The 21,431-nt window shown below is 55.2% G+C and carries 25 protein-coding genes and 2 tRNA genes; 12 read left to right on the plus strand and 15 right to left on the minus strand.

The window, feature by feature from the left end:
- Positions 1 to 121 precede the first annotated feature (121 nt).
- From A7P96_RS05465 to A7P96_RS05495, 7 genes are all read right to left on the minus strand, one after another.
- Positions 122 to 207, minus strand: a tRNA-Leu gene (locus A7P96_RS05465).
- Between the two features lie 20 nt (positions 208 to 227).
- Positions 228 to 569 carry a preprotein translocase subunit SecG gene (gene secG / locus A7P96_RS05470; protein WP_067525389.1) on the minus strand — a complete coding sequence of 114 codons (342 nt, stop codon included), beginning with the start codon at positions 567 to 569 and terminating at the stop codon, positions 228 to 230.
- Positions 570 to 583: 14 nt separating this feature from the next.
- Complete coding sequence (tpiA, locus tag A7P96_RS05475; protein WP_067525391.1) at positions 584 to 1,327, minus strand: triose-phosphate isomerase; 744 nt, start codon at positions 1,325 to 1,327, stop codon at positions 584 to 586.
- 36 nt (positions 1,328 to 1,363) lie between these two features.
- Entirely contained in the window at positions 1,364 to 2,419 is a 1,056-nt protein-coding gene (gene plsX / locus A7P96_RS05480) for a phosphate acyltransferase PlsX (RefSeq protein WP_067525393.1), read from the minus strand.
- 95 nt (positions 2,420 to 2,514) lie between these two features.
- Entirely contained in the window at positions 2,515 to 3,048 is a 534-nt protein-coding gene (locus A7P96_RS05485; protein ID WP_067525395.1) for a phosphoribosyltransferase, read from the minus strand.
- Positions 3,049 to 3,288: 240 nt separating this feature from the next.
- A complete protein-coding gene (rpmF, locus tag A7P96_RS05490; protein ID WP_067525397.1) occupies positions 3,289 to 3,468 on the minus strand; it encodes a 50S ribosomal protein L32 in 180 nt (59 codons plus the stop codon).
- Positions 3,469 to 3,504: 36 nt separating this feature from the next.
- A complete protein-coding gene (locus A7P96_RS05495) occupies positions 3,505 to 4,008 on the minus strand; it encodes a DUF177 domain-containing protein (RefSeq protein ID WP_067525399.1) in 504 nt (167 codons plus the stop codon).
- Between the two features lie 55 nt (positions 4,009 to 4,063).
- Here A7P96_RS05495 and A7P96_RS05500 point away from each other — a divergent pair, with 55 nt between their 5' ends.
- The 4 genes from A7P96_RS05500 (at position 4,064) to A7P96_RS05515 (ending at position 7,642) form a co-directional block, all read left to right on the plus strand.
- Complete coding sequence (locus tag A7P96_RS05500; protein WP_067525401.1) at positions 4,064 to 4,654, plus strand: nucleoside triphosphate pyrophosphatase; 591 nt, start codon at positions 4,064 to 4,066, stop codon at positions 4,652 to 4,654.
- Positions 4,655 to 4,719: 65 nt separating this feature from the next.
- Entirely contained in the window at positions 4,720 to 5,013 is a 294-nt protein-coding gene (locus A7P96_RS05505) for a YciI family protein (protein ID WP_064084012.1), read from the plus strand.
- A 170-nt stretch (positions 5,014 to 5,183) separates the two neighbouring features.
- Positions 5,184 to 5,927 (plus strand): SAM-dependent methyltransferase, encoded by a 744-nt coding sequence (locus A7P96_RS05510; protein WP_067525403.1) that lies wholly within the window; start codon positions 5,184 to 5,186, stop codon positions 5,925 to 5,927.
- A gap of 137 nt (positions 5,928 to 6,064) precedes the next feature.
- Positions 6,065 to 7,642, plus strand: a complete 1,578-nt coding sequence (locus A7P96_RS05515; RefSeq protein ID WP_067525405.1) for a glycosyltransferase — start codon at positions 6,065 to 6,067, stop codon at positions 7,640 to 7,642.
- A gap of 67 nt (positions 7,643 to 7,709) precedes the next feature.
- Here the strand turns inward: A7P96_RS05515 and A7P96_RS05520 are convergent, their stop codons facing one another.
- From A7P96_RS05520 to A7P96_RS05540, 5 genes are all read right to left on the minus strand, one after another.
- Positions 7,710 to 8,489, minus strand: a complete 780-nt coding sequence (locus A7P96_RS05520) for an amino acid ABC transporter permease (protein WP_067525407.1) — start codon at positions 8,487 to 8,489, stop codon at positions 7,710 to 7,712.
- Positions 8,490 to 8,802: 313 nt separating this feature from the next.
- Positions 8,803 to 9,540: an orotidine-5'-phosphate decarboxylase gene (gene pyrF, locus A7P96_RS05525; protein ID WP_067525409.1), complete on the minus strand. Its 738-nt coding sequence runs from the start codon at positions 9,538 to 9,540 to the stop codon at positions 8,803 to 8,805.
- Positions 9,541 to 9,623: 83 nt separating this feature from the next.
- A complete protein-coding gene (locus tag A7P96_RS05530) occupies positions 9,624 to 10,133 on the minus strand; it encodes a DUF4375 domain-containing protein (RefSeq protein WP_082887918.1) in 510 nt (169 codons plus the stop codon).
- 18 nt (positions 10,134 to 10,151) lie between these two features.
- Positions 10,152 to 11,330, minus strand: a complete 1,179-nt coding sequence (lapB, locus tag A7P96_RS05535; RefSeq protein WP_067525411.1) for a lipopolysaccharide assembly protein LapB — start codon at positions 11,328 to 11,330, stop codon at positions 10,152 to 10,154.
- Between the two features lie 4 nt (positions 11,331 to 11,334).
- On the minus strand, positions 11,335 to 11,664 hold the full coding sequence (locus tag A7P96_RS05540) for a lipopolysaccharide assembly LapA domain-containing protein (RefSeq protein ID WP_067525413.1): 330 nt from the start codon (positions 11,662 to 11,664) through the stop codon (positions 11,335 to 11,337).
- A 255-nt stretch (positions 11,665 to 11,919) separates the two neighbouring features.
- Here A7P96_RS05540 and A7P96_RS05545 point away from each other — a divergent pair, with 255 nt between their 5' ends.
- Positions 11,920 to 12,264: a cupin domain-containing protein gene (locus A7P96_RS05545; RefSeq protein WP_067441515.1), complete on the plus strand. Its 345-nt coding sequence runs from the start codon at positions 11,920 to 11,922 to the stop codon at positions 12,262 to 12,264.
- Between the two features lie 371 nt (positions 12,265 to 12,635).
- Positions 12,636 to 13,316, plus strand: coding sequence for a hypothetical protein (locus tag A7P96_RS05550; RefSeq protein WP_082887919.1), 681 nt, complete (start codon positions 12,636 to 12,638; stop codon positions 13,314 to 13,316).
- 57 nt (positions 13,317 to 13,373) lie between these two features.
- On the opposite strand, the gene A7P96_RS10730 is transcribed toward A7P96_RS05550, so the two are convergent.
- The 3 genes from A7P96_RS10730 to A7P96_RS05560 all read right to left on the minus strand — a co-directional run bounded on the left by A7P96_RS10730 (position 13,374) and on the right by A7P96_RS05560 (position 14,638).
- On the minus strand, positions 13,374 to 13,643 hold the full coding sequence (locus A7P96_RS10730) for a hypothetical protein (RefSeq protein ID WP_156496282.1): 270 nt from the start codon (positions 13,641 to 13,643) through the stop codon (positions 13,374 to 13,376).
- Positions 13,644 to 13,719: 76 nt separating this feature from the next.
- Positions 13,720 to 13,795: transfer RNA gene (locus A7P96_RS05555), tRNA-Thr, on the minus strand.
- 594 nt (positions 13,796 to 14,389) lie between these two features.
- Positions 14,390 to 14,638: a hypothetical protein gene (locus A7P96_RS05560; RefSeq protein WP_067438239.1), complete on the minus strand. Its 249-nt coding sequence runs from the start codon at positions 14,636 to 14,638 to the stop codon at positions 14,390 to 14,392.
- Between the two features lie 111 nt (positions 14,639 to 14,749).
- Here A7P96_RS05560 and A7P96_RS05565 point away from each other — a divergent pair, with 111 nt between their 5' ends.
- The 6 genes from A7P96_RS05565 to aceF all read left to right on the plus strand — a co-directional run bounded on the left by A7P96_RS05565 (position 14,750) and on the right by aceF (position 21,259).
- Positions 14,750 to 15,349, plus strand: coding sequence for a Smr/MutS family protein (locus A7P96_RS05565; protein WP_067525417.1), 600 nt, complete (start codon positions 14,750 to 14,752; stop codon positions 15,347 to 15,349).
- Positions 15,350 to 15,659: 310 nt separating this feature from the next.
- Complete coding sequence (locus A7P96_RS10300; protein ID WP_156496283.1) at positions 15,660 to 16,133, plus strand: SH3 domain-containing protein; 474 nt, start codon at positions 15,660 to 15,662, stop codon at positions 16,131 to 16,133.
- A 79-nt stretch (positions 16,134 to 16,212) separates the two neighbouring features.
- Positions 16,213 to 18,897 (plus strand): pyruvate dehydrogenase (acetyl-transferring), homodimeric type, encoded by a 2,685-nt coding sequence (gene aceE / locus A7P96_RS05570; RefSeq protein WP_067525419.1) that lies wholly within the window; start codon positions 16,213 to 16,215, stop codon positions 18,895 to 18,897.
- Between the two features lie 70 nt (positions 18,898 to 18,967).
- A complete protein-coding gene (locus tag A7P96_RS11215) occupies positions 18,968 to 19,153 on the plus strand; it encodes a hypothetical protein (protein WP_231863640.1) in 186 nt (61 codons plus the stop codon).
- A gap of 168 nt (positions 19,154 to 19,321) precedes the next feature.
- Positions 19,322 to 19,528, plus strand: a complete 207-nt coding sequence (locus A7P96_RS11220) for a hypothetical protein (RefSeq protein WP_231863641.1) — start codon at positions 19,322 to 19,324, stop codon at positions 19,526 to 19,528.
- A 114-nt stretch (positions 19,529 to 19,642) separates the two neighbouring features.
- The gene (aceF, locus tag A7P96_RS05580; protein ID WP_067525421.1) at positions 19,643 to 21,259 is read left to right on the plus strand and encodes a dihydrolipoyllysine-residue acetyltransferase; all 1,617 of its coding nucleotides are present in this window, start codon (positions 19,643 to 19,645) and stop codon (positions 21,257 to 21,259) included.
- Positions 21,260 to 21,431 lie beyond the last annotated feature (172 nt).

The following is a 21,431-nucleotide window of genomic DNA, read 5'->3' on the forward strand; positions in this document are numbered from 1 at the left end:
GGAAGGGGAAAGGATAACTTGAATCAGCCTGAAAGTCTTGTCTGTATTGAGTTTGGCTAATTGCATTGGATGGCGTTAGACGTAAAAAAACAGCCCGAAAATTTGGGCTGTTTTGTGAAGATGGTGCCGACAATGAGACTTGAACTCATACGACCTACGGTCACTACCCCCTCAAGATAGCGTGTCTACCAATTCCACCATGTCGGCTGAAAAATCAGAATTTGTTTTTACTCCGGAATAACTGGCTGGCTGGCTGTTGCTGGTTGCGAAGCAGCCGGAGCGTGATGCTGTGCTGCAGCAGGTGCATCCAAACCAAGTTTGCTGCTGCCCTGCTTGGATGAAATAATGCTGAGCGCCAAGCAGCAGCAGAAAAATACAGTAGCGGCGATAGCGGTGCTGCGGCTGAGGAAGTTGGCGCTGCCGCCAGAACCGAATACGCCTTGCGCGCTACCCGTGCCAAAAGCGGCACCGGCATCAGCACCCTTGCCTTGTTGCACCAGCACCAGGCCGATGACGGCAATCGAGGCAAAGCCGCCGATAATCATAATAAGGGTTTTGAAAGCTTCCATGTTTGTTTCGCTATTTATTGTTTTGCTGCAGCTTGAACGATGGCGGCAAAACTGTCGGCCTGCAAGGATGCGCCGCCGACTAAGGCACCGTCTACATTTGGCAGGGTCAGAATGGTTTGTGCATTTTGTGCATTGACACTGCCGCCGTAAAGAGCGCGGATATTAGCACTCTTGTTGGCGAAAGACAAGAGCTCTGCGTAAATAAAAGCGTGCATATCGGCAATTTGTTCGGCTGAGGCCACTTGGCCGGTACCGATAGCCCATACTGGCTCGTAGGCAACGGCAATATGGGGCATGGCTTTGCCGCGCAATACAGAGAGTTGTTCGGCCACTACAGCTTGCTCCTGCGCAGTTTGGCGTTGGGCTAAGGTTTCACCCACGCACAGAATCGGGGTGAGGCCGGCGGCCAAGGCATTGTCTAATTTGGCGGAGAGAGTTTTGTTGTTTTCGCCGAAATATTGGCGGCGTTCAGAGTGACCAAGCAGAACGAATTGTGCACCAAGGTCGGCCAGCATGGCAGCGGAGGTTTCGCCGGTAAATGCGCCGTCTTTATCGAAGCGGCTGACATCTTGTGCGCCGACTGGCAGGGCAGGTGCGGCTTGTTTTAAATCGAGTAGATAGGGCAGGGGGGCGGCAATGCCGGTGCTGACGTTTTCAGGTAGCCTTTGTTCTGCCCAAGCTTGGGCGAATGCTGCTGTTGAGCTGCGGCGGCCGTTCATTTTCCAGTTGCCGATAATCCAGGGTTGTTGCCAATTCATGCTGTGCCGTCCTTTCGGTTGTGGGATGGTCGGGGCTTATTCTGCGGGGTTGGTCGCAGTTTGGGGTTGCTCTGCTGTAGTAGTCAGGCGTGCCATTTGGGTGGCGATACCTCGTTCGATTTTGGCCATGGAGCCGGATTCAACTTCGTGGTAGGCCTCGAGTAGAGCGTATTTGAAGGCTTCTACGTCTGCGCCGCCGTGGCTTTTGATCACGATGCCGCGCAGGCCGAGGAAGATGGCGCCGTTAAACTTGCGCGGGTCGAGGCGGTTTTTGAAGCCGCGCAGGGTGGGCAGTGCCAGCAGGGCAGCCAGTTTGTTTAGCCAGTTGCGGCTGAATTCTTCGCGGATAATGCCGCCGATAAATTTAACCGCACCTTCAATGGCTTTCAGTACGGCGTTGCCAGTAAAGCCGTCAGCCACGACAACATCGACTTCGCCACTGAACACAGCGTTGCCTTCCACGTTGCCAACAAAATTCAGCGGGCTTTGTTGCAACAGGTGGTGTGCTTCTTTAATCACGCTACCGCCTTTGATGTCTTCAGTACCGACATTAAGCAGGCCGATACGCGGTTGGCTGTTGCGCGGATACATGGCGCCGAACAGTTCGCCGCCCATCACGGCAAATTGCAACAGCTGGGCGGCGGAGCAATCCACGTTGGCGCCCAAATCCAGCATCAGGGCGAGGCCGCCGCCTTTAGAGGGCATGAATTTGGCAATTGCCGGCCGGTCGATGCCGGGCAGGGTTTTGAGCACGAAGCGGGCAGTGGCCATCAGTGCGCCGGTGTTACCGGCGGATACGGCTGCCTGCGCTACTCCTGCTTTTACCTGGCTGATGGCCACGCGCATAGAGGAGTCTTTTTTGTTTTTCAAGGCCGACTGTGGGGCTTCGTCCATGTCCACCACTTCGCTGGCATGTATGATTTGTAGCCGCTCGTGTGAAGCGTGTTCGCTCAGTGTGCTGCGAACGGCTTCTTCATTGCCTACCAGAATGAGTTTGACATCAGTTTTTTCTTGTAGGAAGGCCAAAGCTGCCGGAATGGTAACCGTGAGGCCGGCATCGCCGCCCATTGCGTCTATGGCTAAAGTAATCATTTAATTCTGTGTTTCCGTTGTGTTCCGTTGCCGTGCCATGAGGCTACCTGAAAGATAGAATGGAATAGCGGCGGACGGATGGTTTCAGGTAGCCCTTAGGGCAGTTGCGGTTTTTGGGCGGCTAGTGCGTTGTGTTCATTGATGTCGTCGGCATCCCAGGGGTAGTTAATCCACCAGTCGGGCGTAACAAGGCCGCTGAAGTAGGCGATATTGGGCGGTAGGGTGCCTTTTTTTTCTTTGATTTTTTCGTGCAATACGGCTACGCCTAGTGAAGCAAAGTTTTCTTTTTGCAGCTGTTCGAGGCAGAATTGCAGGGTAACACGGCTGTCGTCTACTTCGTCCACCACCAAAACGTGTTTGCCTTTCAAGCTCTCCGGCATTGGGTCGAGCCATTGGATTTTCTGCACGGAATCGCGGGGGGTGTGGCTGTGGTCGTTACAGTAATAGGCGGTGGTGATGGCGTAGATTGGAATATTGATGAAGCTACGCAGCATCCGCGCGGGGATGAAACCGCCGCCGCCAATGGCGATCATCGCATCGTAGCGAGTGCCGGACGCTTGGATTTTTTGCGCCAGATGGCGGATAGCTTGATGAATCTCGTCGTAGGTGTACCAAATTTTTTCCGACATTTTCAATCCTTTGTTAAGTCGGCGCAGTGAGGGTTGTTATTGAGTTATCTGCGTGACGGCAAATTGTAAACAGCTGTTGAGCAGAGGGCAACCAAGCAGAGGGCAACCAATAGGCACAGAGGCTGTTTCAGGCTGCCTGAAACCCCGGTTTTCTTTGCTGCCCTATATTTGCAATGCAACGCAAAAAAGCCAGTAATTGCTAAGGGCAATCTGCTGGCTTGGAACCGGCCTATGGCTGATTTACTCGTCTTTGGCCTTAACGACTTTGCGGCCACGGTACATGCCGTTGGCGGAAATGTGGTGCGGGCGGTGTACTTCGCCGGTAGCGCTGTCTACAGACAGGGCGGGAGCGGTCAGCGCTTCGTGGGAGCGGTGCATGCCGCGGCGGGAGGGGGATTTCTTGTTTTGTTGAACAGCCATGTTGCAAACTCCTGAGGATAAACCTGAATAAAATAATTAACGACCACTTTTCAACGCCGCCAAAGCAGCAAACGGATTGGGGCGATCTTGATTGACGGCATCGAGCGTATCAGAATGGCAGCTTTCGTGGCAGGGTGCATACGGCAGCGCCATCAGAATCTGCTCTTCCACTAGCATGCCGACATCCAACTGCGCTTCTGGCAGCATGCCTTCGAGCTCTTCTTCGGCTGCCATGGCTTCATCCAGCGCTTCTTCGCTGTCGAACAAAACGATACGCGCCTGTTCGTTTAAAGCAAAGGGTAGCGGCTGCATGCAGCGTTGGCAAACCAGCAACAATTGCGCTGAAACCGACAAATCCAAATACAGGCGCTGCCGTTTGTCGCAGCCACCCTGTAAGGCAAAAGACACCGGCGTTTGCCGTTCGGCCAAAAACTCGTGCCAGCTCACGCGCTCATCCATCTCGCTCAGCCGGATTTGGCCGGCCAGATGCTGCGCCTGTTCGGCCAGCGCTTTCGGATCAATCAAAATAGGGTCTGACATAAACGCGTCATGATATAATCAGCCGCCTGAAACGTCAATAATTTTAATACGGTTTATGAACACAGTTCCGCCGATTGTCCTCGCTTCTTCTTCGCTGTTCCGACGGCAGCAGCTGGCCCAGCTCGGCCTGCAATTTGACACCGCCGCACCTGATTGCGATGAAACGCCGTTGCCCGGAGAAACGCCCTGCCAAACTGCCCAACGTTTGGCCGAGGCCAAAGCCCGCGCACTGGCCGTGCGTTTCCCGCGGCATTTGATTATCGGAGCCGACCAAGTGGCCTGCTGCAACGGGCGGCAGTTGGGCAAGCCGATGGACGTGGCGAAAGCACAACAAATGCTGGCTGAAACCGCCGGCCAAGAGCTGCATTTTTACAGCGCATTGTGTGTGCTCAATACGTTTTCAGGTAGCCTGCACCGCCATGTGGATACCACCATGGTAAAGATGCGCCCGCTTACCGCGCAGCAAATCGCTCGTTATCTGGAGCGCGAACCGGATGCGGTTTATTGCGCAGGCGGCGCGAAAAGCGAAGGTTTGGGCGGTGCGCTGATTGAACGCATCGACAGCAGCGATCCCAATGCCCTCATCGGCCTGCCGATTTTTCGGCTGATTGATTTTTTGCAGGCCGAAGGGGTGGCGGTTTTGTGAGCTTGAGGCTATCTGAAATTTCAGGTAGCCTCATTAAAATGTTTTAACGACTCAAGGAGGCAGTTATGTTTATCGTTTCCCTAAACTATATCAAACCATTATCCGAAATTGAGGCTTATCTGCCCGCCCACATCGACTATCTCGACCGCCACTATGCCGCCGGCACGTTTTTGCTTTCCGGTCGCAAAGAACCGCGCACTGGCGGCGTGATTATCATGCGTGCCGACAGCCGGGCGCAGGCCGAGGCCGTGATTGCCGAAGACCCGTTTTACCAAGCCAAACTGGCCGAATACCAAATCACCCAATTTATCCCCACCAAAACTGCCGCCGATTTGGCAGCCTATCGTGAAACGCTTTGATACGGCACAGGCTACCTGAAAACGGATTCAACGCCGCTAAAGCGAACGCAGTGAGTTTCGGCGAAGCTAAAACGAACAAAGCAAGTTTCGCTAAAACAAGGCGTTTAAAGGCGTTTAAAAGCAGTCAAGCCAAGGTTTCAGGTAGCCTTTCTTGAGCCAGCAACAAAACTATGCCCCCCACTTTATTCCTTATCCCCACCCCGCTAGGCAGCCCGGATACCCCCTGCCTGCTGCCGCACGAGCAAAAGCTGCTGGCCGGGCTCACCGATTTTGTGGTTGAAGGTGAGAAAACCGCCCGCGCCTGCCTGCGTCATTTCGGCTTGAACGCCCCGTTGCAAGAGTTGAGCCTGCGCACGTTAAACAAACACACCGAGCCTGCCGAATTGCCCGATTTGCTGCAACCGCTGCACCAAGGCCGCAGCATGGGTTTGCTCAGCGAAGCCGGTTGCCCCGCGGTGGCCGACCCCGGCTCGGCGCTGGTGGCACTGGTGCATCGCGCCGGATTTGCCGTGTGGCCGCTGGTGGGGCCGTCCAGCCTGATGCTTGCCCTGATGGCCTCCGGCGCCAACGGCCAGCAGTTTGCCTTCCGCGGTTATCTGCCCGCCGATTCTGCCGGACGGGTAGGCTACCTGAAAACCATCGAGCAAGATTCGCAGCGCCGCAACGAAAGCCAAATCTTTATCGAAACCCCGTATCGCAACAACGCCCTGCTGGCCGATGCCGTGGCCGCGTTGCAAACCGATACCCTGCTGTGCGCCGCCAGCAATCTCACCCTGCCGGAGCAGCGCATCATCAGCATGACGGCAGGCGAATGGCGCAAACAGCCGCAATTGCCCGACCTGCACAAGCAGCCGACCGTATTTGTGGTGTATGCCACCGGTCAAACGCCTGCGCCTGCCCGCAAACAGCGTTAGAGGCTACCTGAAACCTTGGCTTGGCTGCTTTTGAACACCTTGTTTTTGGCGAAACCCGCTTTGCTCGTGTTAACGGCGTTGAAGCTTCGCTTTCAGGTAGCCTTTGCCATCCAATCGTATTCAATAGAAGAGGCCTTATGACCCCCATTCCCGTGAGCATCACCATGCTGGTGAAAAACGCCGAGCGGCACTTGGCAGCCTGCCTGGCCGCACTGGCTGCGTTTGACGAAATCATCGTGCTCGACAACGGCTCCACCGACCGCACGCTCGACATTGCCCGCCGCTTCCCCAATGTAGCGGTACATCATCACGACTTTATCGGCTTCGGCCCAATGAAAAACCTGGCCGCCGGTTTGGCGCGCAACGATTGGGTGCTCAATATCGACAGCGACGAAATCCTGCCGTCCGAGCAAGTGGAAGCCATCCGCGCGCTGGATTGGAGTGACAGCAGCAAAATCTACGCCCTGCCGCGCCTAAACCATTATCGCGGCCGCCCCATCAAAAGCTGCGGCTGGTATCCGGATTGGGTGAAACGCCTCTACCACCGCCAAACCGTGCGCTTCAACGACAACCAAGTGCACGAATCCCTGATCGAACCGGCCGGCAGCAGCGTGGTGAGGCTACATGAAAAATATCCGCTTCTGCATTATTCGTTCGATGGCGCTTCCGCCCTCATCAGCAAAATGCAGCACTACACCGATTTGTTTGCCGCACAGCAGCAATTCAAACGGCGCGCTTCCGTGCTCGGCGCGGTAGGGCACGGCGCGGCGGCGTTTTTCAAAAACTATATTTTGAAACGCGGCATGCTCGACGGCGGCGACGGCTGGACGATTGCCTTTGCCAGCGCCAGCGGTGCCTACTACAAATACATCAAGCTGCACGAGGCCAACCAGCGGCTAAGCGTGTCGCTCATCATCACCACCTATAACCGCCCCGACGCGCTGGAAGCCGTGTTGCGTTCGGTGCTGGCGCAGCGCGTGCTGCCGCAGGAAGTGATTGTGGCCGACGACGGCTCGCACAACAATACCCGTGCCGTGGTCGAACGCTATCGGGCGCAGTTTCCCGTGCCACTGCTGCACGCCTGGCAGCCCGACGACGGTTTCCGCCTGGCCGAATCGCGCAACCGCGCCCTGGCGCAGGCGGGCAGCGACTACATCGTGATTATCGACGGCGATATGGTGCTGCATCCCGAATTTATCGCCGACCACAAACACGCCGCAAAAAAAGGCCTGTTTGTGCAGGGCAGCCGCGTGATCCTCACGCCCGAGAAAACCAACGAGCTGCTGGACAACCCTTCAAGCTACCGCGTGCTGAAATGGTATGAAAAGGGCTTGGAAAAACGTTTTGAAAAACGCTTCTCCGCCTGTCGCCTACCGTGGCTTTCCCAGCGTATCCTGCGCCGCGAAACCCGCGATGATTTCCACGGCATCCGCGGCTGCAATATGGCTTTCTTCCGCGAAGACGCGCTGAAAATCAACGGATTCAACAGCGATTTTGTCGGCTGGGGGCGTGAAGACAGCGAATTTGTCGCCCGCTTTTTCAACAACGGCGGCCAACGTGCCAACCTGAAATTCGCCGCTGTGGCTTACCACCTCTACCACCCCGAAGCCGAACGTGCCGCCCTGCCGGAAAACGACCGCCTACTGGCCGCTGCTCAGGAACAGAAGCTGGTGTGGTGCGAAAACGGAGTGGATCGGTTTTTGCCCGCAGAGTAAGCGCTGCAAATGATAAAAAGGCTACCTGAAATTTTCAGGTAGCCTTTTGGTTGAGAGAAGCAAGCGGTTAGCGGTTATTGTCGGTATTGTATTTTTTCTCCAGGTGGGAGAAGAACCAGGCCAGTGTCATGGTGAGCATCAGGTAAACCAAGGCGATGAAGTAATACGGTTCTTCATACACATAATAGCGGCCGGCCGCGCTCTTGGCGACATAGGTCAGCTCGGCTACGGCGATGGTGGCCAAGAGCGAACTGTCTTTGAGCAGGGTGATAAATTCGTTGCCCAAGGGACCGAGCATACGGCGCAGGGTTTGCGGCAGGATGATGTAACGCATGGCTTGGCTGTAGCTCAAGCCGAGCGAGCGGGCAGCTTCCATTTGTCCGCGGTCGATAGATTTGATGCCGGAGCGGAATACTTCGGTGATGTAGGCGCCGGAGTTGAAGGAGAGTGCCAAGATACCAGCCACCAGCGGGGCATAGTTCTGGCGCAGGTAGATAGCCAAATCGCCGCTGATTAACAGGCCGTTTTGCTGGTGCACCAAAAGGGGCGACCACACGTTGTGCCAAATAAAAATCTGCACCAGCATCGGCGTGCCGCGGAATAGGGTAACGTAGAGGCGCGAGCATTGTTGCAGCAGCCGCAGCAGGCCTTTGGTAACGATGTTGCCTTTTTCGATTCGAATCACGCGGATCAGGGCGTTGCACAAGCCCAGAATCATGCCGAAAAAGGTGGAGGCGGCGGCGATGCCGATGGTGGCCAGCATGCCGAAGAAGAACATTTGGCGATATTCGTAGATAATCGGAAAATGTTGGGAAAACAGTTGAATAAGGCCGGTTTCGCTGTTCATGGAAATCTTTGCTCTGCTGCGGTATGGCGAATTAACTTAACTTTTGCTACGACGTTGGCCCGCCTTGCCGTACTACCTGTACTATCTGCGGCTCGCCGCCTTGTATCGAAAATGTGTTAATCCGCTATCAAGGTTTACGGATTTTGACGAAATAAGAGGCGGATTGTACAAGAAAACGGCGGGTTTGTCAGTCGGCGGCAAGTGGCTGGGAAGGGGGTCGTTGGCGGCGAAATGAATGGAGGCTACCTGAAAGCGAACTTCAACGAAGTTAAAACGGGATTCGTTTTCAGGTAGCCTGATTGCGATTGGCTGTCTAGTCGGCAGGATTGGCCAGGCAGTTGATTTCGGCCAGTACGGCAGCGGGGTCGGACGCCCGGGTGATGGGGCGGCCCATTACGAGGTAGCTGCTGCCGGCCTCGAGGGCTTGGGCGGGGGTCATGATGCGGCGCTGGTCGTCTTGGTTGCCGCCGGGGTCGGGGCGGATGCCGGGCGTAACCAGCACAAATTCGCCGCCGCGCTGCCGGCGCAGGGCGGCGGCTTCGTGCGGGGAGCAGACCACGCCGTCGAGGCCGGATTGCTGCGCCAGGGCGGCCCAGCGGGATGCCCAATCGGCAACGGGGGCGGTGAGGCCGAGTTCGTTGAGGTCGGCCTGTTCCATACTGGTGAGGATGGTTACACCGATGAGCAGGGGGCGTTGGCGTTGGTTGGCCACGGCTTCGGCGGCGGCTTCCATCATGCGGCCGCCGCCCGATGTGTGCATGTCCACCATCCACACGCCCATGTCGGCGGCCACGCGGCAGGCGGCGGCGACGGTGCTGGGGATGTCGTGGTATTTGAGGTCGAGGAAGAGCTGGAAGCCTTGGTTGATTAGGGCTTCGGCCAGGCGGCGGCCGGTGGCGGTAAACAGCTCTTTGCCGATTTTGAGGCGGCACAAATCGGGGCTTAGGCGGCGCACGAAGGTGAGGGTATCGGCTTCATTGGCGAAATCGAGGGCAACGATAACGGGAGTGTGGCGGGCGGAGGCGGTGGAATCGAGGATAAGGGGGTTCATGGGGATGGGGGCGGATGGGGTTGGAATGGAAAAGGCTACCTGAAAGCCGTGTTGCTAAGAAATAGGTTTCAGGTAGCCTTTAATTAGGCATCGAGCGGGGGCATGGGGCTGCCGATTTCGCCTGCGGTGGCGGTAAGCTCGGCAAATTCTGCGGGGTGGCGGCGGATATAGGGGCAGACGGTGCAGAAATCGTCTTCGCACACGAGGCAGTAGTCGGCGTCGAGCTCGTCGAACTGGGGGAATTGCGCGCGCAGTTCTTCAATGCTGCTGCCGTTTTGGGCGGCGGCTTGGATGGCGGCGCCGTGCTGTTGGTAAAGGGCGCGGGCGCGATCGATGATGTTGGGGGTGTCGCGAACGCCCCATTGGCGCAGGTATTCGGCGGTTTCGGGGGCGAGGGCGTGTTCGCCCCGGCCATCGGCAATCAGCACCACGAAGCCGTCGTCTTCCATCAGAAGATCGAGGCTGAGGTAGGCGAGCAGGGCGCGTTGGGCGCCGCTGTAGCGTTCGATAAAACGGTCGCTGTGGCGGATGCGGTGTGTCCACACGTTGAGCATGCGGTACATTTGGTTGATGGTCATCATGTTATCGGGCATTTTGTTTTCCGTTCGGGGCTAAACTTCGATTTTGTTGGGGGTGAAGGTTTCCCATTTGTTGCAGGCGGGACAGTGCCAGAAGAATACTTGCGATTTGAAATGGCAGTGGCGGCAGCGGTACATCACGTTTTTCTGCAGGGTGCGTCCGATCACGCCGCGCATCATGTCAGCATCGCTCTTCCAGGCAGGATCGAGGTTGTTCAGGCGCAGGCCGAGCAGGCGGTATACGCCGCCGAGGTCAGGCTTTTGGCGCACGAGTTCCACGGCGGTTTCGGCCGCTTTTTCTTCGCCGTAGAGCAGCAGCGATTTTTCGTACACTACGTTGATTAAATCGAGCTGGGGAAAGGTTTTCAGGTAGCCTGTGAGCACGGCGAGGCCGGCGGCGGCTTCGCCTTGGGCATCGTAGGCGTCATACAGTTTTTCGCCCACCATGCTTAAGTAGGCATGGTTTTGTTTTTCGATGGCGGTGTAGGCGGCTACGGCGGCGGGGTAGTTGCCAAGCTTTTGCTCCAAGTCGCCGAGAATCATGTTGGCGCGGGCGCATTTGCGGTTGGCGCCCAGTGCTTTGGCAATATTGGCACGGGCTTGCTCGAAGTCGGATTTGAACAGGGCAGCTTGCGCCAGCTCACAATAGAATTGGGCGATTTCGAAGCGGTAGGTTTGTTCGTCGTGGCTGAGCAGCTGGGCAGTGTCGATGGCTTTGGCCCAGTCGCGGTCTTGCTGGTAGATATTCAGCAGCACTTGGCGGGCTTGGGCGGCCATATTGCCTTGCTGCAGGCCGAGGAAAATCTGCTCGGCGCGGTCTACCAAGCCGGCGCTTTGGTAGTCTTGCCCCAGTTCGAACAGCACTTGGTTGCGCTTTTCGCCCACGGTTTCGGGCGCTTCGAGCAGGGCTTGGTGCATGCGGATGGCTTTGTCGTTTTCGCCGCGCTGGCGGTAGAGTTTGCCCAGGGTGAGGTGCAGCTCGTAGGCGTTGTCGCCGGCGGGCGGCAGGTCGGTCATGTCGGCCAGGTGGCGGGCGGCGCTGCCGAGGTTGTGGTCTACCAGGGCATCCAGGCTGGCGTAAAACGCGGTGGGTACGGATTTGGCCTGCTTAAGCACGGCTTTCATGTCTACCCGGGCGGCAAACCAGCCCATGGCAAAGAAGACGGGCAGCAGGATAATCGGGGTGAGCCACCACCAAATATTGCCGTCCATGCGCCTATTCCTTCACCGGGGCGGCGTTGGGCACAGGCTGAGTGGCATCGGCGGGCGCGGGCGTTTGCAGCTGCTCCTGCGCGATCCGGGCGTTTTTGCGCACTTCGTTGCGCAGGCGGTTGTTTTCATGGCGCAAGGAGAGTAGGCGGCCAAACATGGAAAACACGCCGAACACCGCGCCGATAACGAAAAACGCCAAGAGCAGCAGAATCAGCGGCAGGCTGATTTCGCTGCCGGGCAGGTAGCTGAAGCTGACGAGATGGGTGTTGAATGCGGCTAAAATGATAAAAACCGCTAAAAGCAGCAGTTTGATGATGAGCGAAAACAGTTTCATGAAGCTAGGCCTTTCGTCATGCGGGCGGGAATGGATATCAATGGTGAAGTGTAAACTATTTGAGGGGTTTCAGGTAGCCTGCCGGGCAGTGGGAAGGCTACCTGAAAATATGTTATGATGGTTTCATCTTATTAAGTTTGCCGCCAGCTAGCCTGCATTAAGCGGCTAACCATTTCAAACAATAATAAAATATCCAATCAAACCCTGCTGGCTGGATTTTTCTCCCACTCGTTAAACAAATTAAGGAGCAATCTGATGTCTGCAACTGCTGTTACCTCTGTATCCGAATCCCTATTCAAACTCGGCCTGAACCAGGCGCTGCCCGTGAGCGAGCAGGCCACCACTTCGCGCACTGTGCTGAATAACGACTTGCTGCGTGTGGTGGCTTTCACGCTTGATGCCGGCCAAGTGCTCACCGAGCACACCTCTACCAAGGCCGTGGTGGTTACCCTGCTGGAAGGCGAGATGGATTTCTCCATCGGCGCGCGCCACGAAATCCTGCATGCGGGAGATGTGGTGTATCTTGCCCCGAACGAACGCCATGCGTTGAGCGCAGTGAGCGCTTGCCGGATGCAGCTGGTGATGGTGAACGTGGATTGAGCTTGGTGCCTCGGGTGTTGAAGCTACCTGAAAATGAAATAGCAGCTGGATATGGCTGTTTTTTCAGGTAGCCTTTACCCCTGATTCCGGGCTACTTGAAAAACGATTTACCCACACAGTCGCTACAAATTTTAACCTAGGGCTAACAGTAGATTAAAAAAACGGTTTGTTACAATGCACCCAATGTTCTGCATTGGGTTTTGGCCAAATAAAAGGCCAATCCGCCTAGAGAATACCGATTATAGTGAATTGAATGAGAACGCTACTGCGTTGGCTCGCCTTGCCGTATTACGCATACTGTCTGCGGCTCGCTGCCTTGTCCCATTCTCATTTTAATCCACTATTCATTCCAACATGAAGGGAGTTTGAAAATGAAGTTTTGGCAATCTACTGCATTAGCTGCTTTGGCCGTGGGCATCGCTGCCCCGGCATTTGCCGCCAGCGGCACAGTGTCTTATGTCTGCCAACAAGGCAAACAGGTGGATGTGAGCTATCAGTTCAACAGTCGTGGTAAACCCGTGTCTGCGCGCGCCCGCCTCAACGGCAGCAACCGCAACATGGCTTTCGATGCGCGCCACTCTGACAGCACAGGCACTGCGTTTAAAGACCGTGCCGGCTACAACCTGACCGGCCCGGTGCTCACCGTCAACAACTACCGCAGTGAAGAAGGCATCAGCATCCTCTCGCCGCGCAGCGAATTCCTGTATAAAGACTGTAATCCACGGCACAACGAGCCTGCCCGCCAAGCTCCGCCCGCTTCAGCCCGCAGCGGCAGTGTGGCCTACGTTTGCCAGCAAGGCCGCCGCTTGAATGTGAATTACCACTTCAACTCCGCCGGTGTGCCCACCAGCGCCGAACTGCGGGTGAACAACCGCAACCTGCGCCTGCCGTATAACCTGTCGGCTTCCGACAATGTAGACACCGTATTCAGCGCCAACGGCTACCGCCTAACCACCAATGCCATGGATTCGGCCAACTATCGCAGCCAAGACATCATCGTGAGCGCGCCCAACGGCCAGATGCTGTATAAAGATTGTTCGCCCGCCCGTTAATCGGAGTGGCGGATAAGCAAACAGGCACAACTTTGCAGTTGTGCCTGTTTTGTTTGGCTATGGTGTTTCAGGTAGCCTTGGTGTTTCAACGATGCCCAGCAGCTTTTCTGCTAAATCGGTTTTAGCCAAATCAGAGAAGCGGATGCTCAAGCCGTCGGCCAAGTCGTTTACCACGATGAAGTCGTTGCCTTTTGAAACGTGATCGCCCACATATCCACATTCGGTGCCATGGTATAGTCTGAATAGGTGAATACACGGATGTTGCCGGAGGGCGGTATCGATACATGGGCTGGGAATATCGCCGGCGTGGGCAGACGGAGCTCCCACAGAGAGATATTGAGTTTGAAGGGTGTAGTGGCAGTAAGTAAAACAGGCTACCTGAAAAGGTAGCCTGTTTGGGATTTGGTGCCGGCGGCAGGAATCGAACTCGCGACCCCCTGATTACAAGTCAGGTGCTCTACCAACTGAGCTACACCGGCAAGAAACGCTGCATTATGCCGATGTTGTGTATATTTGGCAAGTAGGCGCTGCAAAAAACAGTGGAACGTGGGTTTGCGGTAACTTGGTGAGAATGGGTAAGAATAGAATGGTGTAGCATATATTCTCAGGTAGCCTGTTGCGGGAACCAGGCTACCTGAAATATGTTTGTGGTGGTTTAATCTTAACCAGTGAGTTGTTTGGTAATCAGTTTTTTCACCAGCGGCAGGTGGTTGCTCAGGCGCAGTACAGTATTACGCAGGAATTTGGCGGGTAAAGAAGCCGGCGGGTGTGTACATTGATCAAGAGGTGGGCGTGGATGCTGCCGGCTGGTGTTATGTTGCCGAGCTTGTGTCGGCAGCGATGAGCAGGCAGGCGGATACGGTATCGCCGTTGTCGAGCAGGATGCTCACGTTTTCTTCGCCATCTACGGCTTCCTGCACTTTATGGCTGGTGAGAAAGTGGACATTTTTTGCCGGCTGGCAGTTTGGTAGGTGGTGCGGCGGATGTCGTGAGTTGGATATGAGGAGGCTGAGCTGGCCTTTGCCGTTGGTGTGTGGGGGGGGAAGTTGATGGTGCGGGGGAGCTGTCCTTGATCACTTTGGGGCTTTGAGCGGGTAGATACCTTCGGCGGGAATGTGCTGCCACAGGCTGAGTTTCCCCATGATGCCGTGCGAGGGGTGGGTGAGGGCGATTTTGCAGCTATCATGGGGCGGGTTAGCCAAGGGTTCCTGGCTGCTTTGTTTGATAAGCAGGATGTTCAGGCTGCCGTATGCGGCTGCGGTGGCGAAGCTGAGGCTGGCTGGGCCGATGCCGATAATGACGATATCGCAAGTGTGCTGCATGGTAAAGCCCCTCTTGGGGTGGTGGGAAAATCGTGTGGCTGTATCCGATTATGACGCTTCAGTTATAAAATAGTCAGTTGAAAAGATGAAACTAGATATGGAGCCGAAATAATGGATAAACAGGATACGCAAAAGCTGCTGCAGCAATTGGGTAAGGAGGCGAAGCGGCGGCAGGAGGAAGTGGCGGCGCAAACGAGGCAGCAGCGGCAGGAAGAGCTGGATTTTGCGGCGGCAGTGGGCAAGGTTACGCCGCTGAAAAACAGTAATCGGGTGGCTGCACCGAAAGACAATAAACCTTTGAAACGGCGGTTTGATGAGGCGGAGTGGGATGATGATGAGTATTTTTATGTGAGCGCCGACAGCGAACACGAGCCGCCGCGTTCGTTTTGCAAAAACGGCCGTGGGCAGGACGACATCCGCCGCTTGGTGGCTGGTCATTGGCCGTGCGTGGGGCGCTTGGATTTGCACGGCTGCACGCGCGAGGAAGCGCAGCGGGAGTTGAGCGAGTTTCTTGAGGAAGTGTTGCGACGCGGGGTGTGCGCGGAAATCGTGCACGGCAGCGGGCTGGGTTCGCACGGCTTTGTGCCGGTGTTGAAAAGCTTGGTGCGCCGCTGGCTGATGGCGCATCCGGAAGTGCTGGCTTATGTCGAGCCACATGGTGCGAACGATGGGGCTGTGCGCATTTTGTTGCGTAAACGGCGCGCAGGGTAGGCGGTTCTGTTTTGTTGTTTTGTGTATATGCCATCCTAGCCTGTTTTCGGATGATTTTTTAGGCAGTGAGGTGCCGGAAATGGGCTTGTGTCTTGAAGAATAAAGGCTTTAAAAGCCTGAAAAAAACGTTGCCAATCAGGCGCAAGACTGTTAATATTCCATGGAAATGCAGAGTGTTGCAGCATTGTTGGTGTGGCAGAAATCTTTAGGAAACAGCGGTTTCCTAATTTTTCTGTTTAAGTGCGTGCTTTGTAAGAGTTTTATGTAGATGATTAAGATACTATGTTTGTAGGAAAGGATTTTGATTGAGATGAAAAAATTATTAATAATGATATTTTTTTTAGCAATTTCAAGTTTGGGATTTTCTAGAGAATTTGCAATACATAGTGGAGTTTTAGATGGGGCTAATCTTAGGGAAAAACCTAATACTAATTCAAGGATATTGGCAAAATTAGATATCTTTGACGGCGGTAGAATAATAAGAAAAGAAGGAAGCTGGTATTATATTGAATATAAAACAGAATCAGGGAAAACTGTCTATGGATATGTCCATGAAAGTCAAGGTAATGTAATAGATTCTTATGTAGTTTCAGCAAGAGATGGCTATGCAAATGTAAGAGCAGGCGCTTCTTCTGAATCAAGAATTATGGGAAAGGTATATAATGGAGAAACAGTGCATTCCTATGGGGAAGAAGGAGATGGATGGCTACATATTACATGGGATGGATCTGCGGAAATACCAGTGGCGTATATTCATAAAAGCCAAGTAAGAAAAATAGAATAATAATATGGTAGATTTTTACTGTGTTGCCAAACGAAAAAGCAAAGCTCATTTATTAACTCAAGAAATGAAGATAGGAATTATGTCTGTCGAAAAACATGATATCGACCCGATTGAAACCCAAGAGTGGTTGGATGCGCTCAGTTCTGTGTTGGAAAACGAAGGCTCGGAACGGGCATATTTTTTGTTGGAAAGCCTGGCACGCTACACCCGCCGCTGCGGCGTGCTCCTGCCATTTAGTGGTACCACCGCGTATTTGAACACCATCCCAGTCAGTAAGGAGCAGAAATCGCCTGGCAACCACGAGCTGGAACACCGCATACGCGCTGCCATTCGCTGGAACGCTGCCGTCATGGTGCTGCGCGCTGGTAAGAAAGATTTGGAATTGGGCGGCCACATCGCTTCCTTCCAATCTTCTGCCACCTTATATGACGTGGGCTTCAACCACTTCTGGCGTGCCAAAAACGAAGCTGCCAGTGAAGAAGGCGATTTGATTTATGTTCAAGGCCATTCCGCTCCCGGCTTCTATTCTCGCGCCTTTGTAGAAGGCCGCCTGAGCGAAGACCAGCTGAACAGCTTCCGACAAGAAGTAGGTGGTAACGGCCTGCCGTCTTACCCGCATCCGCACCTTATGCCTGATTTCTGGCAGTTCCCTACTGTATCTATGGGCTTGGGCCCGTTAATGGCGATTTATCAAGCACGTTTCCTGAAATACTTGGAATCACGCGGCCTGGCCAAAACCAAAGGCCGCAAAGTATGGTGCTTCTGCGGCGACGGCGAGATGGACGAGCCGGAAAGCCAAGGCGCTATCGCTTTGGCCGCCCGCGAAGGCTTGGACAACCTGATTTTCGTTATTAACTGCAACCTGCAGCGTTTGGACGGCCCGGTGCGCGGCAATGGCAAAATCATCCAAGAACTGGAAGGCAACTTCCGCGGCGCAGGCTGGAATGTGTTGAAAGTGATTTGGGGCAGCCGCTGGGACGGCCTCTTGGCACGCGACACCAACCACGTCCTGCAACAGCGCATGGAAGAATGCTTAGATGGTGACTACCAAACCTTCAAATCCAAAAATGGCGCATATGTTCGCGAACACTTCTTCAACACGCCCGAATTGAAAGCCCTCGTGGCCGATATGTCTGACGACGAAATCTGGGCCCTGAACCGTGGCGGCCACGACCCGCACAAAGTTTATGCTGCTTACTACGAAGCCGTGAACAACGCCGGCGGTCGCCCCACTGTGATTTTGGCCAAAACCATCAAAGGCTACGGCATGGGTGCATCTGGCGAAGGCCAAAACGTTGCCCACCAAGCCAAGAAAATGGACGTGAAGTCGCTCAAACAATTCCGCGACCGCTTCGGTATTCAGGTAACCGACGAGCAAATCGACAGTGGCGACTTGCCCTACTTCCGCTTTGCTGAAGACAGCCCGGAAATGCAATACCTGCGAGAGCGCCGCAACGCCTTGGGCGGTTACTTGCCGGCACGTAATCCGAATAACGAAGCCTTGCCGATTCCGGCTCTGGAAACCTTCGATGCCCAGCTGCAATCCAGCGGCGATCGTGAGTTCTCCACCACCATGGCTTTTGTGCGTATCTTGGCTGCTTTGTTGAAAGACAAGCAAATCGGCCGCCGCATCGTGCCGATTGTGCCCGATGAGAGCCGCACCTTTGGTATGGAAGGCATGTTCCGCCAATACGGCATTTGGAACCCGAAAGGGCAGCAGTACACCCCGCAGGATAAAGACCAGCTGATGTTCTACAAAGAGAGCGTGGATGGACAAATTCTGCAGGAAGGTATCAACGAGCCGGGTGCTATGGCCGACTGGATTGCTGCTTCCACCAGCTATGCCAACAACCGCTACGCCATGATTCCGTTCTACATCTACTACTCCATGTTCGGTTTCCAACGCATCGGTGATTTGGCTTGGGCTGCCGGCGACATGCACGCCCGCGGCTTCCTCCTGGGCGGCACTGCAGGCCGTACCACTCTCAATGGCGAAGGTCTGCAACACGAAGACGGCCACAGCCAATTGCAAGCCGACCTGATTCCGAACTGCGTCAGCTACGACCCGACCTTCCAATACGAAGTGGCCGTAATCGTACACAACGGTCTGCAACGCATGTATGTGGATAACGAAGACGTATTCTTCTACATCACCCTGATGAACGAAAACTACGCCCACCCCGCCATGCCGCAACGCAAAGGCATCGAGCAGGAAATCCTCAAAGGTATGTATCTGTTCCGAGAAGGCGGCAAAGGCGACAAACGCGTTCAGCTGATGGGCTCCGGTACCATCCTGCAGGAAGTGATCCACGCTGCCGATTTGCTGAAAAACGATTTCGGTGTGGAAGCCGACATCTGGTCTTGCCCCTCGTTCAACCTGCTGCACCGCGAAGCCATCGAAACCGACCGTTGGAACCGCCTGCACCCGGCTGCCGAGCAGAAACTGCCCTTCGTGAGCCAGCAGCTGCAAGGCCATGCCGGCCCGGTTGTCGCCGCTACCGACTACATCCGTAGCTTTGCTGACCGCATCCGCGCCTACATTCCTAAAGAAAATGGCGACTATGTGGTACTCGGCACCGACGGTTTCGGCCGCTCCGACAGCCGCGCCAACCTGCGCAGCTTCTTCGAAGTAGACCGCTACCATGTGGCCGTGGCCGCGCTGGACGCTTTGGCCAAACAGGGTAAAGTGGGTAAAGACGTGGTACAGAAAGCCATCGAGAAATACGGCGTTCAAACCGAAGTTGCCCCCAGCTGGAAACGCTAATCCCGGCCTGAAGTTTTCAGGTAGCCCTGTCCTGCGGTAGAGGCTACCTGAAAAACAGAAAAGGAAAAATATGAAACCCTTATTCGTTGTATGCTCCGTCGCCTTGCTGGCTGCTTGCGCTTCCAATGCGCCGGTGGTGCAGGAGGAAAACACTGCGGTTACGAACAGCAGTACCCAAGTTACACGTGCCCCTATATGTCCAAAACAGGAAGCCACCGTCATGGTGAGCAGCATCAACTGCGAAGATGAAGATTGATCCGCCGCGGCCACAAAGTGAATGTGGGCGGCAGCTTGGGCGATGCGTTTGGCTCGTTTGCCGGTACGGTCAAAAGCCGCAGTTTGGGCATAGCCGAAACCGTACACAGCAAAAATATCGGTCAATCCAACGGTATTTTATCGCGGGCGATTTTTCCGCGAATTTGCCGTGCCGGCCGGCACGGCTGTGAACGTACAGGCCGCCTATCTCGACTTGCAGAATGTGATGGAAGGCGCTACCGAAACCGTCATTCAAACCGAAGGCTCGTGCAACACCCGCATGGCTTCATTCGTGCCCCAAGCCAGGCACGATTACGAAGTGATCGACCTGCCCGGGCGGCGCTGCACTGTGGCTGTGTATGAAGTTGGTATGTAAGGCGAACTAAAGCCAATGGAAGTGCAAGATGCGGTAAGCTGCCGAAGAAGGCGTTAATTTAATGGTGTCTGAACCTGTTCAGACCATATCCAACCGAATACTAAAGGAACTCTCATGAGTATTGCAGAAATCAAAGTCCCCGATATCGGCGGACACGAAAATGTAGACGTGATCGATGTAGCCGTGAAAACCGGTGACACCATCGCGCTGGATGACACCCTGATTACCCTGGAAACCGACAAAGCCACCATGGATGTACCGGCCGATGCTGCTGGCGTGGTGAAAGAAGTTAAGGTGAAAGTGGGCGACAAAGTGTCTGAAGGCCATGTGATTGTGCTGGTGGAAGCCGCCGGTGCAGGCGCCGCTGCCGCTCCGGCGGCAGCACCCAAAGCCGAAGCCGCTCCCGCACCTGCTGCGCTCGCCGCTGCCCCGGCTGCTGCTGCCAATGTTCAGGTAGCCGTGCCCGATATCGGCGGCCACACCGATGTGGATGTGATTGCCGTGGAAGTGAAAGTGGGCGATACCGTGGTCGTGGACGACACCCTGATCACATTAGAAACCGACAAAGCCACTATGGATGTGCCCAGCACCGCTGCCGGCACCGTTACTGCCGTACACATTAAAGTGGGCGATAAAGTGTCTGAAGGCAGCATTATTATTGACGTGGCCGCCGCCGGCGCACCTGTCGCTGCTGCTCCCGCCGCTGCCGCGCCCAAAGCTGCACCTGCGCCTGCTGCCGCTCCGGCTCCTGCTGCAGCTGCCGCTCCGGCCACCGCTGCCTATGGCAGCGCGCCCGTGAACGAAGCTGGTTTCGCCAAAGCCCATGCCGGCCCCTCCGCCCGCAAACTGGCGCGCGAATTGGGCGTGGATTTGAGTTTGGTGAAAGGCAGCGGCAACAAAGGTCGCATCACCAAAGACGACATCAAAGCCTTCGTTAAAGCCGCCATGCAGGGCGGTGCAGGCAAGCCCGCAGCTGCCGGTGCTTCTTTGGGCAGCGGCTTGGATTTGCTGCCGTGGCCGAAAGTGGATTTCGCCAAATTTGGCGAAGTCGAAGTGAAAGAACTCAGCCGCATCAAGAAGATTTCCGGCCAAAACCTGTCGCGCAACTGGGTAATGATTCCGCACGTTACCGTACACGACGAAGCCGACATGACCGAGCTGGAAAGCTTCCGCAAACAGCTCAACAAGGAGTGGGAGCGCGAAGGCGTGAAACTCTCGCCCCTGGCCTTCATCATCAAAGCCAGCGTGGCCGCACTCAAAGCCTTCCCCGAGTTCAACTCTTCGCTCGATGGCGACAACCTGGTGTTGAAAAAATACTTCCATATCGGCTTTGCCGCCGACACCCCCAACGGCTTGGTGGTGCCCGTGATTAAAGATGTGGACAAAAAAGGCCTTAAAGAAATCAGCATCGAGCTGGGCGAATTGAGTAAAAAAGCCCGCGAAGGCAAGCTCAAACCGCAGGAAATGCAGGGCGCCTGCTTCACTATTTCCAGCTTGGGCGGCATCGGCGGCACCGGCTTCACCCCGATTGTGAATGCCCCCGAAGTAGCCATCTTGGGCGTGTGCAAATCACAGATGAAACCGGTGTGGAACGGCTCCGATTTCGAAGCCCGCCTGATGTGCCCGATCTCCCTGTCGTTCGACCACCGCGTGATCGACGGCGCAGCCGGCATGCGCTTCACCGTGTTCTTGGCCAACCTGCTCAAAGACTTCCGCCGTATTTCCCTGTAAGCGTTTGGGCATGATGAAAAGGCTACCTGAAAGTTTTCAGGTAGCCTTTTTGTTGTTCTCGTGGATTAGAATAAGAATGGGATACGGCGGTGAGCCACAGGCCATACATGCGGCCAGGCTAGCCATTCTTAATTTTAATTCATATATGGTGAAGACCGAGGTTAGGGTGGTA

This window comes from Eikenella sp. NML03-A-027, from assembly GCF_001648395.1.
GTDB lineage: Bacteria > Pseudomonadota > Gammaproteobacteria > Burkholderiales > Neisseriaceae > Eikenella > Eikenella exigua.

Coding starts and splice junctions, on each gene's coding strand:
- lapB (WP_067525411.1), bottom strand. CDS start 11,330: ATGGACGGCAATATTTGGTGGTGGCTCACCCCGATTATCCTGCTGCCC.
- A7P96_RS05500 (WP_067525401.1), top strand. CDS start 4,064: ATGAACACAGTTCCGCCGATTGTCCTCGCTTCTTCTTCGCTGTTCCGA.
- A7P96_RS05485 (WP_067525395.1), bottom strand. CDS start 3,048: ATGTCGGAAAAAATTTGGTACACCTACGACGAGATTCATCAAGCTATC.
- A7P96_RS05540 (WP_067525413.1), bottom strand. CDS start 11,664: ATGAAACTGTTTTCGCTCATCATCAAACTGCTGCTTTTAGCGGTTTTT.
- pyrF (WP_067525409.1), bottom strand. CDS start 9,540: ATGAACCCCCTTATCCTCGATTCCACCGCCTCCGCCCGCCACACTCCC.
- A7P96_RS05520 (WP_067525407.1), bottom strand. CDS start 8,489: ATGAACAGCGAAACCGGCCTTATTCAACTGTTTTCCCAACATTTTCCG.
- A7P96_RS11215 (WP_231863640.1), top strand. CDS start 18,968: ATGAAACCCTTATTCGTTGTATGCTCCGTCGCCTTGCTGGCTGCTTGC.
- A7P96_RS05495 (WP_067525399.1), bottom strand. CDS start 4,008: ATGTCAGACCCTATTTTGATTGATCCGAAAGCGCTGGCCGAACAGGCG.
- A7P96_RS05530 (WP_082887918.1), bottom strand. CDS start 10,133: ATGCCCGATAACATGATGACCATCAACCAAATGTACCGCATGCTCAAC.
- A7P96_RS10300 (WP_156496283.1), top strand. CDS start 15,660: ATGAAAAAATTATTAATAATGATATTTTTTTTAGCAATTTCAAGTTTG.
- plsX (WP_067525393.1), bottom strand. CDS start 2,419: ATGATTACTTTAGCCATAGACGCAATGGGCGGCGATGCCGGCCTCACG.
- A7P96_RS05550 (WP_082887919.1), top strand. CDS start 12,636: ATGAAGTTTTGGCAATCTACTGCATTAGCTGCTTTGGCCGTGGGCATC.
- A7P96_RS05565 (WP_067525417.1), top strand. CDS start 14,750: ATGGATAAACAGGATACGCAAAAGCTGCTGCAGCAATTGGGTAAGGAG.
- A7P96_RS05545 (WP_067441515.1), top strand. CDS start 11,920: ATGTCTGCAACTGCTGTTACCTCTGTATCCGAATCCCTATTCAAACTC.
- aceF (WP_067525421.1), top strand. CDS start 19,643: ATGAGTATTGCAGAAATCAAAGTCCCCGATATCGGCGGACACGAAAAT.
- secG (WP_067525389.1), bottom strand. CDS start 569: ATGGAAGCTTTCAAAACCCTTATTATGATTATCGGCGGCTTTGCCTCG.
- A7P96_RS05560 (WP_067438239.1), bottom strand. CDS start 14,638: ATGCAGCACACTTGCGATATCGTCATTATCGGCATCGGCCCAGCCAGC.
- rpmF (WP_067525397.1), bottom strand. CDS start 3,468: ATGGCTGTTCAACAAAACAAGAAATCCCCCTCCCGCCGCGGCATGCAC.
- tpiA (WP_067525391.1), bottom strand. CDS start 1,327: ATGAATTGGCAACAACCCTGGATTATCGGCAACTGGAAAATGAACGGC.
- aceE (WP_067525419.1), top strand. CDS start 16,213: ATGTCTGTCGAAAAACATGATATCGACCCGATTGAAACCCAAGAGTGG.
- A7P96_RS05515 (WP_067525405.1), top strand. CDS start 6,065: ATGACCCCCATTCCCGTGAGCATCACCATGCTGGTGAAAAACGCCGAG.
- A7P96_RS05505 (WP_064084012.1), top strand. CDS start 4,720: ATGTTTATCGTTTCCCTAAACTATATCAAACCATTATCCGAAATTGAG.
- A7P96_RS05510 (WP_067525403.1), top strand. CDS start 5,184: ATGCCCCCCACTTTATTCCTTATCCCCACCCCGCTAGGCAGCCCGGAT.